Annotated in this window: 2 protein-coding genes; both read left to right on the top strand. The window is 76.3% G+C overall.

Going from position 1 to position 14400, the window contains the following annotated elements; all coding sequences use genetic code 11:
• Positions 1-40 precede the first annotated feature (40 nt).
• Positions 41-9397: an SDR family NAD(P)-dependent oxidoreductase gene (locus tag ABZ495_RS35790; protein ID WP_359840114.1), complete on the top strand. Its 9357-nt coding sequence runs from the start codon at positions 41-43 to the stop codon at positions 9395-9397.
• 105 nt (positions 9398-9502) lie between these two features.
• Positions 9503-14400: beta-ketoacyl synthase N-terminal-like domain-containing protein (locus ABZ495_RS35785; RefSeq protein ID WP_359840112.1), on the top strand; the 4898-nt coding region annotated here is incomplete at its 3' end.

The raw sequence follows: 14400 nt of genomic DNA, 5'->3' as shown, positions 1-14400 counted from the left end.
CGAGGAGGAGGTCCTCGCGCTGCTCGCCGGGCTCGCGGAGGTGGGTGTCGCGGCGGTCAACTCGCCGACGTCGGTGGTGGTTTCGGGTGCGGAGGACGCGGTTCGTGCGGTTGTCGAGGCGCTGCCAGGCCGCCGCACCAAGCGGCTGGAGGTGAGCCACGCGTTCCACTCCCCGCTGATGGCCCCGATGCTGGAGGACTTCCGTGCGGTCGTGTCGGGTCTGGCCTTCCACCCGCCGCGCATCGCGGCGGTCTCGACCGTCACCGGCCTGCCCGTCGACGGCGAGTGGTGCGACCCGGCCTACTGGGTGGACCATGTGTCCCGCACGGTCCGCTTCGCGGACGCGGTCGAAGCGGCCGGTGTGGGCGCCTGGGTCGAACTCGGCCCGGACGGTGTGCTCTCCGCCCTCGTCGACGCTGCCGCGCCCGCGCTGCGCGGGGACCGGCCGGAGGCCCGCCAGGCGGTGACGGCCCTCGCGCACGCCTTCGTCCACGGTACGGACGTCGACTGGCCGGCGCTGTTCGCGGGTCATGACCCGCGTCTGGTCGAGCTGCCGACCTACGCCTTCGAGCGCGAGCGCTACTGGCTGGAGCCCGTCGCGGGTGACGTCGCCTCCGCCGGACTCACCGACGCGGCCCATCCGCTGCTCGCCGCCGTCGTCGAACTCCCGGACGGCGGAGCGCTGCTGACCGGGCGGATCTCCCTCGCCACCCACCCCTGGCTGGCCGACCACGTGGTGCCCGGAGGACTGCTGCTCCCCGGGGCGGCCTTCGTCGAGCTGGCCGTCGCGGCCGGTGACCGCGTCGGCGCGCCTCGGATCGAGGACCTGACGGTGACCGCGCCGCTGCCCCTCGCCGAGCACGGCGTCGCTCTGATCCGGGTGACCGTGTCGGCCGAGGACGCCGCCGGGCGCCGGGACATCGCCGTCGACTCGCGGGCCGACGCCGAGGACGAGTGGACGCGCAACGCGAGCGGTCTGCTCGGCCGGGCCGTCGCCGAGCCGTCGGCCGCCGGGGCGTGGCCGCCGCCGGAGGCGGTCGAGGTCGACACGACGGACGTCTACCGGCGGCTGGCCGAGCACGGCTACGCCTACGGACCGGCCTTCCGCGGGCTGCGGCGGCTCTGGCGGGCCGGTGCGGACCTCTGCGCCGAGGTCGAGCGGGCCGCGCCCGCCGAGGAGGCCTTCGTCGTCCACCCCGCGCTGCTCGACGCCGCCCTGCACCCGTGGCTGCCGGGCGCCACCACCGGGGACGGCCCGCGCCTGCTGCCGTTCGCCTGGCAGGGCGTGGAGGTCCACGCGACCGGGACCGGCCGGCTGCGGGTCCGGATCACCCCGGTGGGGCCCGACGCGGTGGCCCTGCACCTCGCCGACGCGGCCGGCCGGCCGGTGCTGACCGTCGACTCGCTCACCTGGCGCGAGGCACGCGGCCCCGCCGACGCCGCCGCCAGGCACCTCTTCCAGGTGGACTGGACCCCGGTCGGGACGGCCGGGGCCGAGGCCGCTGACCAGGTCGAGCTGGCCTGGGACGCCGATCCGGCCGCGCTGTCCGGTCCGGTGCCGGCGCTCGTCACGGTGTCGGTGCCCGCCGGTGGCGCGGACGTCGTCGCCTCGGCCCACGAGCTGACCCGGGGGGCGCTCCGACTGGTCCAGGGCTGGCTGGCGCAGGAGCGGTTCGCCGATGCCTGCCTGGCCTTCGTGCTCGACGAGACCGATGTGGCCGCGGCGGGCGTGCGCGGGCTGCTCCGGTCGGCGAGCACCGAGCACCCGGGTCGGTTCAGGATCGTCGCGGTGACCGGCCGGCCCGGCCCGGCGGCGCTGCCGCTGCCCGACGTGGCCGAGCCGGAACTGGCGCTGCGCGACGGCGTCGTCCTGGCGCCGCGGCTGGCCCGGCTGGCGCCCGCGGCGGACGCGCCGGAGCTCCGGTTCGACCCGGAGGGGACGCTGCTGCTCACCGGCGGCACCGGCGAGCTGGGCGCTTCGCTGGCCCGGCACCTGGTCCGCGTCCACGGCGTCCGGCGGCTGCTGGTCCTGAGCCGCAGCGGCCCGGCGGCCCCGTCGGCGGCCCTGCTGCGGGACGAACTCGCCGAGCTGGGGGCCGAGGTGACCGTCGCCGCCTGCGACGCCGCCGACCGGGCGGCCCTGGACGCCGTGCTGCGCGACGTCCCGGCCGCGCATCCGGTACGGGCGGTGGTGCACGCCGCCGGTGTGCTGGACGACGGCATCGTCACCGCCCTGACCGCGGAGCGGGTGGACGCCGTCCTCCGGCCCAAGGTCGACGCCGCGTGGGCGCTGCACGAGGCGACCCGGGAGCTGGACCTCACCGCCTTCGTGCTCTACTCCTCGGTCTCGGCCCAGATCGGCGCGGCCGGCCAGGCCAACTACTCGGCCGCCAACGCCTTCCTCGACGCGCTGGCCGAGCACCGCGTCCGGCACGGCCTGCCGGCCACCTCCCTGGCCTGGGGCCTGTGGGCCCAGGCCGGCGGCATGGCCGAGAGCCTGACGGACACCGACATGGCGCGGATGGCCCGGACGGGCGTGCTCCCGCTGCCGCACGACACGGGGGTGCGGCTGTTCGACCTGGCGGTGCGGCAGAACCGCGCGCTGGTGGTGCCGATGCGCTTCGACTCCGCCGCCGTCCCGGGCGGCCCGGTGCCGCCGCTGCTGCGCGGCCTGCTCCGCGCCGGAACCCCGGCGCGGCGCGGCGCCGCCGCCGGCCCGCTCGCCGGTGCGGCGGCGCTGCCGGTCGCCGACCGCGCGGCCGCCGTGACCGGGCTGGTGCGGGACACCACCGCCGCCGTGCTCGGCCACGCCGACGCCGACGCCCTCGACCTGGACCGGACCTTCCAGAGCCTCGGGCTGGACTCGCTGACCGCCGTCGAGCTCCGCAACGGCCTGGCCGCGGCGCTCGGCTCGCGGGTGCCGACCACGCTGGTCTTCGACTACCCGACGCCCCGGGCGGTGGTCGCCCACCTGCTGGCCGAGCTGACCGGCGAGCCCGCGGCCGAGGAGGCGCCGGGCCGGCCGGACCGGGCCACGGCCGACGAGCCGATCGCCATCGTCGCGATGGCCTGCCGCTACCCCGGTGAGGTGGACTCCCCGGAGGCCCTGTGGCGGGTCGTCGCCGAGGAGCGCGACGTGGTGTCCGGCTTCCCGCAGGACCGGGGCTGGCCGGCGGACCTGTACGACCCGGACCCCGAGCGGCCCGGTCACACCTACGCGACCGGCGGCGGCTTCCTGCACGGCGCCGCCGACTTCGACGCCGCGTTCTTCGACATCTCGCCGCGCGAGGCCCTGGGCATGGACCCGCAGCAGCGCCTGCTGCTGGAGACGGCCTGGGAGTCGCTGGAGCGTGCCGGGATCGACCCGGCCACCCTGCGCGGCAGCCGGACCGGCGTGTTCGCCGGGCAGATGTACCACGACTACGCGCCCAGCGTGGACCGGATGCCGGAGGACCTCGAAGGCATCCTGCTGACCGGCAACACCGGCAGCGTGCTGTCCGGCCGGCTCTCCTACGCCTTCGGTCTGACCGGCCCGGCGATCACGGTGGACACCGCCTGCTCCTCGTCCCTGGTGGCGGTGCACCTCGCCGCGCAGGCGCTGCGGGCGGGGGAGTGCACGATGGCCCTGGCCGGCGGCGTCACCGTGATGTCGACGCCCGGCACCTTCGTCGAGTTCGCCCGCCAGCGCGGCTTGGCCCCCGACGGCCGGTCCAAGCCGTTCTCGGCCGCGGCCGACGGCGTCGGCTGGTCCGAGGGCGTCGGGGTGCTCGTCCTGGAGCGGCTGTCGGACGCCCGGCGCAACGGGCACCAGGTGCTCGCGGTGGTGCGCGGCTCGGCGGTCAACCAGGACGGCGCGTCCAACGGCCTGACCGCTCCGAACGGCCCGTCGCAGCAGCGGGTGATCCGGCAGGCGCTGGCGAACGCCGGGCTGACCCCGGCCGACGTGGACGTGGTCGAGGCGCACGGGACCGGCACCCGGCTCGGCGACCCGATCGAGGCGGAGGCCCTGCTGGCCACCTACGGCCGGGACCGGGACGCGGACCGGCCGCTCTACCTCGGCTCGGTGAAGTCCAACCTCGGGCACACCCAGGCCGCCGCCGGCGTCGCCGGCATCATCAAGCTGGTCATGGCGCTGCGGCACGAGGTGCTGCCCCGGAGCCTGTACGCCGACGACCCGTCCCCGCACGTGGACTGGACGGCGGGCGGGGTGGAGCTGCTCGCGGGCAGCCGGCCCTGGCCGGCCGGCGGCGCGGCCCGGCGCGGCGCGGTCTCGTCCTTCGGCATCAGCGGCACCAACGCCCACGTGATCATCGAGCAGCCGCCCGCCGCGGTGCCCGCCGTCCCCGTCGCCCCGGCCGCCGTCCGGGCCCCGGGCGTCGTGCCGTGGGTGCTCTCGGCCCGGAGCCTGCCGGCCCTGCGGGCCCAGGCAGGCCTGCTCGCCGACCGACCGGCGGACGACCCGGCGCAGGTCGCCGCGGCCCTGCTCGCCACCCGGTCGGAGTTCGAGCACCGCGCCGTGGTGCTCGGCGACGGCGCCGAGGACCTGCGGACGACCCTGCGGGCCGTGGCCGCCGGGGAGCCGCACGCCCGGGCGGTGCTCGGCGAACGGACCGAGGAACCCGGCGACGTGGTGTTCGTCTTCCCCGGCCAGGGCTCCCAGTGGGTCGGAATGGCCCGTGAACTGGTTGTCACCGCACCGGTGTTCGCGCAGGCCCTGCGGGCGTGCGACCGGGCGATCGGCGAGCTCACCGGCTGGTCGGTGCTGGCGGTCGTGACGGGCGCCGAGGACGCTCCCTCGCTGGACCGGGTCGACGTGGTGCAGCCCGCGCTGTTCGCGGTGATGGTGTCGCTGGCGGAGCTCTGGCGCTCGCTGGGCGTCCACCCCGCCGCCGTGGTCGGGCACTCCCAGGGCGAGATCGCGGCCGCCCACGTGGCGGGCGGCCTCTCGCTCGCGGACGCCGCCCGGATCGTGGTGCTGCGCAGCCGGGCCCTGACCGAACTGGCCGGCTCGGGCGGCATGCTGTCCGTCCCGCTGCCCGAGGCCGAGGTGACGGCCGCCCTGGCCGGCCGGGACGGCCGGCTCTCGGTCGCCGCGGTGAACGGACCGCGCGCGACCGTGGTGTCCGGCTGGGTCGACGCGCTGGACGCCTTCGAGGCCGAGCTGCTCGCGGCGGACGTCCAGGTGCGGCGGATCCCCGTCGACTACGGGTCGCACTCCGTCCAGGTCGAGCCGCTCCGGGAGCGGCTGCTCGCCGAACTCGGCCCGGTCGCCCCGGTCTCCGGCACCGTGCCGATGTGGTCCACCGTCACCGGAGGCCGGCTCGACACGGCGGAGATGGGCGCCGCCTACTGGTACGAGAACCTCCGCCGCACCGTCCGCCTCGACGAGGTGGTCGGCGAGCTGCTGGCCACCGGGCACGGCGTGTTCGTGGAGTGCAGCCCGCACCCGGTGCTCACCGTCGGGATCCGCGACCGGGCCGAGAGCGGCGACCGGCCCGCGGTCGCGGTCACCGGATCGCTCCGGCGCGACCGGGGCGGCCTCGACCAGTTCCTGGGCAGCGCCGCCGAACTGTACGTGCGCGGGGTCCCGGTGGACTGGACGCGCCCGCTCGGCGCCGTCCCCGGCCGGCCGGTCGACCTGCCCACCTACCCGTTCCAGCGCGAGCGGTTCTGGCTCGGCCCCGTCACCGCCGCCACCGACGTCACCGCCGCCGGGCTGGCCGGCACCGGCCACCCGCTGGTCGGGACGGCCGTCGACCTGCCGGACGGCGGGCTGGTCCTGACCGGGCGGCTCGCCCTGGACACCCGGCCGTGGCTGGCCGACCACACCGTGTTCGACCGCGTCCTGGTACCCGGGACGGCCTTCGCCGACCTGCTGACCGCGATCGGCGACCGGGTCGGCGCACCCTGCCTGGAGGAGGTGACCATCACCGCCCCGCTGGTCGTGCCGGAGCGCGGCGGCGTCCTGGTCCGGGCCGTGGTGTCACCGGCCGACGAGGAGGGCCGCCGCCGGGTGAGCGTCCACTCCCGCACCGGGACGGACGAGGCCGCACCGCCGTGGACCGACCACGTCGAGGCCGTACTCGGCTCGACCGGCGGCGCCCCGGTCGAGCTGCGCGCCTGGCCGCCCGTCGGTGCCGCCGAGGTGGACCTCGACGGGGCGTACGAGCGGCTCGCCGCCGACGGCTACCGGTACGGACCGGGCTTCCGCGGGCTGCGCCGGCTCTGGCGGCTGGGCGAGGACCTCTACGCCGAGGCCGTGCTGGAGGGCGAGCAGCCCGACGGGCACCTCGTGCACCCGGGCCTGTTCGACAGCGCGCTGCACCCCCTGCTGCTCGTCGACGACCGGGAGGGCGGACTGCCGTTCGCCTGGCAGGGCGTGCGGGTGCACGCCTCCGGCGCCACCCGGGTCCGTGCCCGGATCAGCCCGGTCGGCGCCGACGCGGTGTCGGTGGCGCTCGCCGACGGCACCGGCGCGCCGGTGCTGACCGTCGACTCGCTGGTCCTGCGGCCCGCCGCCCGCGCGGCGCTCGCCGCCGGGGCGGGGACGCCCGACGCGCTGCACCTGGTCGACCTGGTACCGCTGCGGCCCGCGCCGGCGGACCCCGACACCACCGGCTGGGCCGTGCTCGGTGAGCTGCCCGACTGGTGGCCCGCCGAGCTGGGCCGGCCGGCCTCCTTCCCCGACCCGGCGGCCCTGGCCGCGTCGGCCGGCCCCCGCCCGGCCGTCGTCCTGGCGCCCGCGGACCGGCCGGCGGACCGGGCCGACGCGGGAGTGGGTGTCGCCGACGCCGCCCGCCGGGCCGTGCACCGGACGCTCGACCTGGTCCGGTCCTGGCTGGCGGACGAGCGGCTGGAGGGCACCGAACTCGTCGTGCTGACGGTCGACTCCCTCGCCGGCGACCCGGTCCAGGCCGGTGTCCGCGGCCTGCTGGCGACCGCCCAGACCGAGAACCCCGGGCGGTTCCGGCTGGTCGACCTCGACGGCGAGGCCGCCGCCCGGTCGCTGCCCGCCGCGCTGGCCACGGACGAGCCCCAGCTGATGCTGCGCGGCGCCGAGTGCTTCGTCCCCCGGCTCGTCCCGGCGGCGAGCCGGCCGGCCCTCCCGGTGCCGGACTCCGCCGCCTGGCGGCTGGAGATCCCTGAGGTCGGCACGCTGGACAGCCTGGCGCTGGTGCCCGCCGACACCGCCGACCGGCCGCTGGAGCCGGGCCAGGTCCGGGTCGCCGTCCGGGCGGCCGGGCTGAACTTCCGGGACGTCCTGATGGCCCTCGGGATGTACCCGGGCGAGGTCGTCCTCGGCAGCGAAGGGGCCGGCATCGTCACCGAAGTGGCCCCGGACGTCACCGAGTTCGTGCCCGGGGACCGGGTGGTCGGGATGTTCTTCCACGCCTTCGGCCCGGTGGCCGTCGCCGACCGGCGCATGATCGCCCCGATGCCGGAGGGCTGGTCCTTCGCGGAGGCCGCGTCCGTCCCGGTCGTCCACCTCACCGCCTACTACGGCCTGGTGGACCTCGCCGGGCTGCGGGCCGGGGAGCGGGTGCTGATCCACGCGGCCACCGGCGGCGTCGGCATGGCCGCCGTCCAACTGGCCCGCCACCTCGGGGCGGAGGTCTACGGCACCACGAGCCCCGCCAAGCAGGGGGTGCTCCGTGACCTCGGCGTCGACGAGGCGCACCGCGCCTCCTCGCGGTCCCTCGGCTTCGAGGAGCGCGTCCGCACCGCGACCGGCGGCCGGGGCGTCCACGTGGTGCTCAACTCGCTGGCCCGCGAGTACGTCGACGCGTCGCTGCGGCTGACCGTGCCGGGCGGCCGGTTCGTGGAGATGGGCAAGACCGACATCCGGGCCGCGGCCGACGTCGCGCGCGACCACGAGGGCGTCACCTACCGCGCCTACGACCTCGTCGACGCCGGACCGGAGCGGATCGGGGTGATGCTGCGCGAGATCCTGGACCTCTTCCGGGCCGGCGCGCTGACCCTCTCACCGGTCCGGGCCTGGGACGTGCGCCGGGCCAGGGACGCCTTCCGGCACCTGCGCGAGGCCCGGCACGTGGGCAAGAACGTCCTGACCGTGGCGCCCGCGCTCGACCCCGACGGCACCGTCCTGATCACCGGCGCCACCGGCCTGCTCGGCGGGATGATCGCCCGCCACCTGGTGCACGCCCACGGTGTCCGGCACCTGCTGCTGGCGAGCCGCAGCGGCGCGGCCGCCGAGGGGGCCGGCCCGCTGGCCGCCGAACTCCGCGCGGCCGGTGCCCGGGTGACCCTCGCCGCCTGCGACACCGCCGACCGCGCGGCACTGGCCGGCCTGCTGGCCGACATCCCGGAGAAGCACCCGCTGACCGGCGTCGTCCACGCGGCCGGCGTCCTCGACGACGGAGTGCTCACCTCGCTCGACGCGGCCCAGGTCGACCGCGTCCTGCGGCCGAAGCTGGACGCCGCCTGGCACCTGCACGACCTCACCCGCGACCTCGACCTGGCCGCGTTCGTCCTCTACTCCTCCATCGCCGGCGTCAACGGCGCCGCCGGCCAGGCCAACTACGCCGCCGCCAACACCTTCCTCGACACCCTCGCCGCGCACCGCGCCGCGAGCGGCCGGGCCGGGCTCTCGCTCGCCTGGGGTCTGTGGGAGCAGGCCAGCGGAATGACCGGGCACCTCGCCGAGGCCGACCGCGCCCGGATGGCCCGCGGCGGGCTGGTGCCGATGACGGCGGAGGAGGGGCTGGCCCTCTTCGACGCCGCGCTCGCCGCCGGCGAGCCCGTGGTCGTCCCGGCCAGGATCGACACCCGCGCCCTGCGCGCCGACCCCGACGGCGTGCCCGCGCCGCTGCGCGACCTGGTGCGGACCGCGGTGGTCCGGCGCACCGCCGCGGCGGGCGGCGACGGGTCGCAGTCCCTCGCCGAGCGCCTGGCCCGGCTGTCCGGGGCGGACCGGCGCAGCACGCTGCTCGACCTGGTCACCGCGCAGGTCGCCGCCGTCCTCGGGCACTCCGACCCGGCCCAGGTACGGGACGCCCGCGCCTTCAAGGAACTCGGCGTGGACTCGCTCACCGCGGTCGAACTGCGCAACCGGCTGGCCGCCCTGAGCGGTCTGCGGATGCCGGTGACCCTGGTATTCGACCACCCCAGCCCGGCCCGGGTCACCGACCACATCCTCGGCGCGCTCGCGCTCCCCGAGGACGACGAGGACCCGGTGATGGCCGGCCTCCGGGCGGTCGGCGACTCCCTGGCGGGCGCCCTCACCGACGAGGAGTCGCGCCGCCGCGTCACCGCCCGGCTGCGGGAACTGCTCGACGCCTGCGCGGCGCCCGCCGCGGACGGCGCGGGGGACGACGACGACCTCGACGCGGCCACCGACGACGAGCTGTTCGCCCTGGTCGACCAGGACCGGCCCTAGGGCTTGTCGGACGAGGAGGGGTGTGCTTCCTTCCGCCGCCCACTGTTCCACCGCCCGATGTTCCACACCGTCTGCCGTATGCGACCGACCAGGGAGTGACCGCGCGTGTCCGACGAATCCAAGCTCCGCGAATACCTCAAGCGTTCGATCGCCGACGCGCGTGACGTGCGGAGGCAGCTCGAAGAGGTCCAGGAGAAGGCGAACGAGCCCATCGCCATCGTCGGCATGGCCTGCCGGTTCCCCGGCGGGGTCGGCTCTCCCGAGGACCTGTGGCAGCTGGTCGCCGACGGCGTCGACGCCATCGGCGGGCTGCCGACCGACCGGGACTGGGAGCTCGACCGGCTCTACGACCCCGACCCGGAGGCCGCCGGTCACAGCTACGCCCGGGACGGCGGATTCCTCTACGACGCGGGCCTGTTCGACGCGGGCTTCTTCGGCATCTCGCCGCGGGAGGCGCTGGCCATGGACCCGCAGCAGCGGCTGCTGCTGGAGACGGCGTGGGAGGCTTTCGAGCACGGGGGCATCGACCCGGTGGCGCTGCACGGCAGCCGGACCGGGGTGTTCGTCGGGGCGAGCGGCCACGAGTACGGCCCCCGCGTCGACGAGACCCCGGCCGAGGTGGAGGGGCTCGTCCTCACCGGCGGCGCACCCAGCATCATGTCCGGCCGGGTCGCCTACACCTTCGGCTTCACCGGTCCGACCCTGACCGTCGATACCGCCTGCTCCTCCTCGCTGGTGGCGCTGCACCTGGCGGCGCAGGCCCTGCGCAACGAGGAGTGCCCGCTCGCGGTGGCCGCCGGGGTCACGGTCATGTCCACCCCCCGGACCTTCGTGGAGTTCTCGCGGCAGCGGGTCGGCGCGCCGGACGGCCGCTGCAAGTCGTTCTCGGCCGAGGCCGACGGCGCGGGCTGGTCGGAGGGTGTGGGGGTGCTGCTGCTGGAGCGGCTCTCGGATGCCCGTCGGTTGGGTCACCGGGTGTTGGCGGTGGTGCGGGGCAGTGCGGTGAACCAGGACGGTGCGTCGAACGGTCTGACGGCGCCGAACGGTCCCTCGCAGGAGCGGGTGATCCGGCAGGCGTTGGCGATTGCGGGGTTGTCGGCGGCGGATGTGGACGCGGTGGAGGCGCACGGGACGGGCACCCGGCTGGGTGACCCGATCGAGGCGCACGCGCTGCTGGCGACCTACGGCCAGGACCGTGCCGAGGGCGAGCCGCTCTGGTTGGGCTCGGTGAAGTCGAACATCGGCCACACCCAGCACGCGGCGGGGATGGCCGGTGTGATCAAGATGGTGCTGGCGATGCAGCACGGAGAACTGCCCCGGAGCCTGTACGCGAAGGAACCGTCGCCGTTCATCGACTGGTCGGCCGGGGCGGTGGAGTTGCTGGGCGAGGCCCGGGAGTGGTCCGCGGGTGACCGTCCGCGTCGCGCCGGTGTCTCCTCGTTCGGGATCAGTGGCACGAATGCGCATGTGATCCTCGAAGAGGGGGATCCGGCGGTGGTCGCCGTGGACGGTGACCGGGCGGCGAGGCCGGCGATGCCGGTGGTGCCGTGGGTGGTGTCGGCGCGCTCGCCGGAGGCACTGGGCGGGCAGCTGGCCCGGGTGGCGGAGCTGGCGTCCTCGGGTGACGTCGACCCGGCGGATGTCGGGTGGTCGTTGGCGACGTCGCGGGCGGTGCTGGAGCACCGGGCGGTGCTGCTGGGCTCGGACGTGGTCACCGCCGGGGCGGGTGCGGTTCGGGCGGGTGTGGGGTTCCTGTTCGCGGGCCAGGGCGGTCAGCGGGCGGGCATGGGGCGGGAGTTGTACGAGGCGTTCCCGGTGTTCCGGGCGGCCTTCGACGAGGTCTGTGCGGTGCTCGACGCGCCGGTGGCGGAGGTCGTCGCCTCGGGTGAGGGGCTCGGCCGCACGGGGTTGGCGCAGCCGGCGCTGTTCGCGCTGGAGGTGGCGCTGTTCCGGCTGCTGGCCTCCTGGGGTGTGGCTCCGCGCGTGCTGGTGGGGCATTCGGTGGGTGAGATCGCGGCGGCGCATGTGGCCGGGGTTCTGGATCTGGTGGACGCGGGTGCGCTGGTGTCGGCGCGGGCGAGGTTGATGGACGCGTTGCCCGCCGGTGGGGCGATGGTCGCGGTGGAGGCGGCCGAGGAGGAGGTCCTCCCGCTGCTCACCGGGCTCGCGGAGGTGGGTGTCGCGGCGGTCAACTCGCCGACGTCGGTGGTGGTTTCGGGGGCGGAGGACGCGGTTCGTGCGGTCGTCGAGGCGCTGCCGGGCCGCCGCACCAAGCGGCTCGATGTCAGCCACGCGTTCCACTCCCCGCTGATGGCCCCGATGCTGGAGGACTTCCGTGCGGTGGTGGCGGGTCTGGCCTTCCACCCGCCGCGTATTGCGGCGGTCTCGACCGTCACCGGCCTGCCGGTCGAGAACGAGTGGTGCGACCCGGCCTACTGGGTGGACCATGTGTCCCGCACGGTCCGCTTCGCGGACGCGGTCGAAGCGGCGGGTGTGGAGGCCTGGGTCGAACTCGGCCCGGACGGTGTGCTCTCCGCCCTCGTCGAGGCTGCCGCGCCCGCGCTGCGCGGGGACCGGCCGGAGGCCCGCCAGGCGGTGACGGCCCTCGCGCACGCCTTCGTCCACGGTACGGACGTCGACTGGCCGGCGCTGTTCGCGGGGCATGACCCGCGTCTGGTCGAGCTGCCGACGTACGCGTTCCAGCGCGAGCGCTACTGGCTGAAGCCGGCGACACGCACCGGGGCGGGCAGCCCGGTCTCCCGCGATTCCTTGCTCTACCAGGTGGGTTGGCAACCACTCGACCTGCCGGTCCGGGATGCCGTGCCCGGCACCTGGCTGGTCGTCACATCGCCCGGACCGGACCGGGACGAGTTCCTGGCGGAGGCCGCCCGGCGCCTGGGGACCCTGGTCGAGAACGTCGTCCGGGTCGAGCTCGACCCCGCCGTCGGGCTCGACGAGCAGGCGGTCGCCGGGCTGCTGCGCCGGATCGCGGGCGAGGCGCCCCTCGCGGGCGCGGTGTCGCTGCTCGGTCCGCGTGCGGGGGCGCTGGTGGCGGTCGCCCGTGCGCTGGACACGATCCCGCTGTGGTGCCTCACGCGCAACGCCGTGGCGGCCACCGCCGAGGATCCGGCGGTGGATCCGGACGGCGCCGGCCCGTGGGCGGTCGCGCGTGTGCTCGGCTGGGAGCTGGCCGAGAGCTGGGGCGGAGTCGTCGACCTGCCCGCCGCGCCGACCGAGGAGGACTGGAACCGCCTGCGCGACGTGCTGGCCGCCGGCCAGGACGCGGACGACCAGCTTGCCGTGCGGGCCGGGCGGGTCCTCACCCGGCGGCTGCGGCCCGCGCGCGCCGGGGGCAGCGCGGTCGGCCTGAGCGGAACGGTCGCGGTCGTCGGTGACCTCGGGCCCCGGGCCGGTGTGCTCGCGGACTGGCTGCTGGGCGTCGGCGCCGACCGGGTCGTCCTGGTCGGCGCACCGGGCGGCACGGGCCGGGCGGACGAGGGAGTCGGCGAGCCCGGACTCCCGGACCGGGTCGAGCGCGCGGAGTGGAACGCCGCCACCCGGGCGGAGCTCGCCGGGAGCGCCGTCGTCCTGCTCGAAGAAGCACACGGCGACACCACGACCCTGACGGCCGAGCAGTGGCACCGGCTGGTCACCGCCCGGACGGAACAGCTGAAGGACCTGCACGAGTGGGCCGGGGCCGGGATGCTGCTGGTGCTCTGCTCCGCCGTCGGCGTCATCGGCGGCGCCGCGTCGCCCACAGTGACCCAGACCGCGGCGGAGGCCGTGGTCCGGCACCGCCGGTCCCTGGGTCTTCCCGGGCTGTCGGTGGCCGTCGGCCCGGACGAGGACGGGCCGGGCGCCCTCGGGTTCCGCCCGGTCGGTCTGCGCGAGGCGCTGGGGCTGGTGAGCACCGGCCGGGAGAACACCGTCGTCGCCGACGTCGACTGGGAGCAGGTGGTCTCGGCGCCGACCGTGGCGCGCGCCCACCGCTTCGTCGCCGAGCTGCCCGAGGTCAGGGCCCTGCTCGGGGCGGACGCCCGGGCACTTCGCGACCGGCTCGCCGGTCTGGCGGACGCGGACCGCCGCCAGGCGCTCGTCGCCCTGGTCCGGACCGAGGTCGCCGAGGTGCTCGGCTACGCGGAGTCCGGGCCCCTGGAGACCGCCCGCGCCTTCACCGAGCTCGGGCTGACCTCGCTGACCGCCGTCGACCTGCGCAATCGCCTGAACGCGCGGACCGGCCTCCGCCTGGCCGTCTCGCTCGCCTTCGACCGCCCCACGGTCGAGGCGGTCGCGGACCACCTGGCGGCGGAACTGCTCGGTGCGGACGACGACCAACTGCCCGTCGCACCGGCCGCGGTCACCGACGAACCGATGGCGATCGTCGGCATGGCGTGCCGCTTCCCCGGCGGGATCGGCTCGCCGGAGGACCTGTGGCGGGTCGTCGCCGACGGCGCCGACATGATCGAGCCGTTCCCCACCGACCGCGGCTGGAACATCGAGGACCTCTACGACCCGGACGCCGGCGCCCCGGGAAAGACCTACACCGCCGAGGGCGGCTTCCTCCGGGGGGCGACCGAGTTCGATGCCGGGTTCTTCGGGATCTCGCCGCGGGAGGCGCTGGGCATGGACCCGCAGCAGCGCCAACTGCTGGAGACGGCGTGGGAGGCGTTCGAGCAGGCCGGCATCGACCCCGCGGTGCTGCGCAACAGCCCGACCGGGGTGTTCGTCGGCGGCAACGGTCAGGACTACGCGACGTCCATGACCCGCGTCCCGGCCGGCGTCGACGGGTACCTGATGACCGGCAACGCGGCCAGTGTGCTGGCCGGCCGGATCGCGTACGCCTTCGGCTTCACCGGTCCGGCGCTGACGGTGGACACCGCCTGTTCCTCGTCGCTGGTGGCGTTGCACCTGGCGGTGCAGGCGTTGCGCGGTGGTGAGTGTGCGTTGGGTGTCGTGGGCGGGGTGACGGTGATGTCGTCGCCGGGGACGTTCGTGGAGTTCTC

Origin of the sequence: Kitasatospora sp. NPDC005748 (assembly GCF_040630735.1) — a bacterium.
Lineage (GTDB): Bacteria > Actinomycetota > Actinomycetes > Streptomycetales > Streptomycetaceae > Kitasatospora.
Note: the sequence above shows the minus strand (reverse complement) of the source record. Positions and strands in the feature narration are given on the sequence as shown.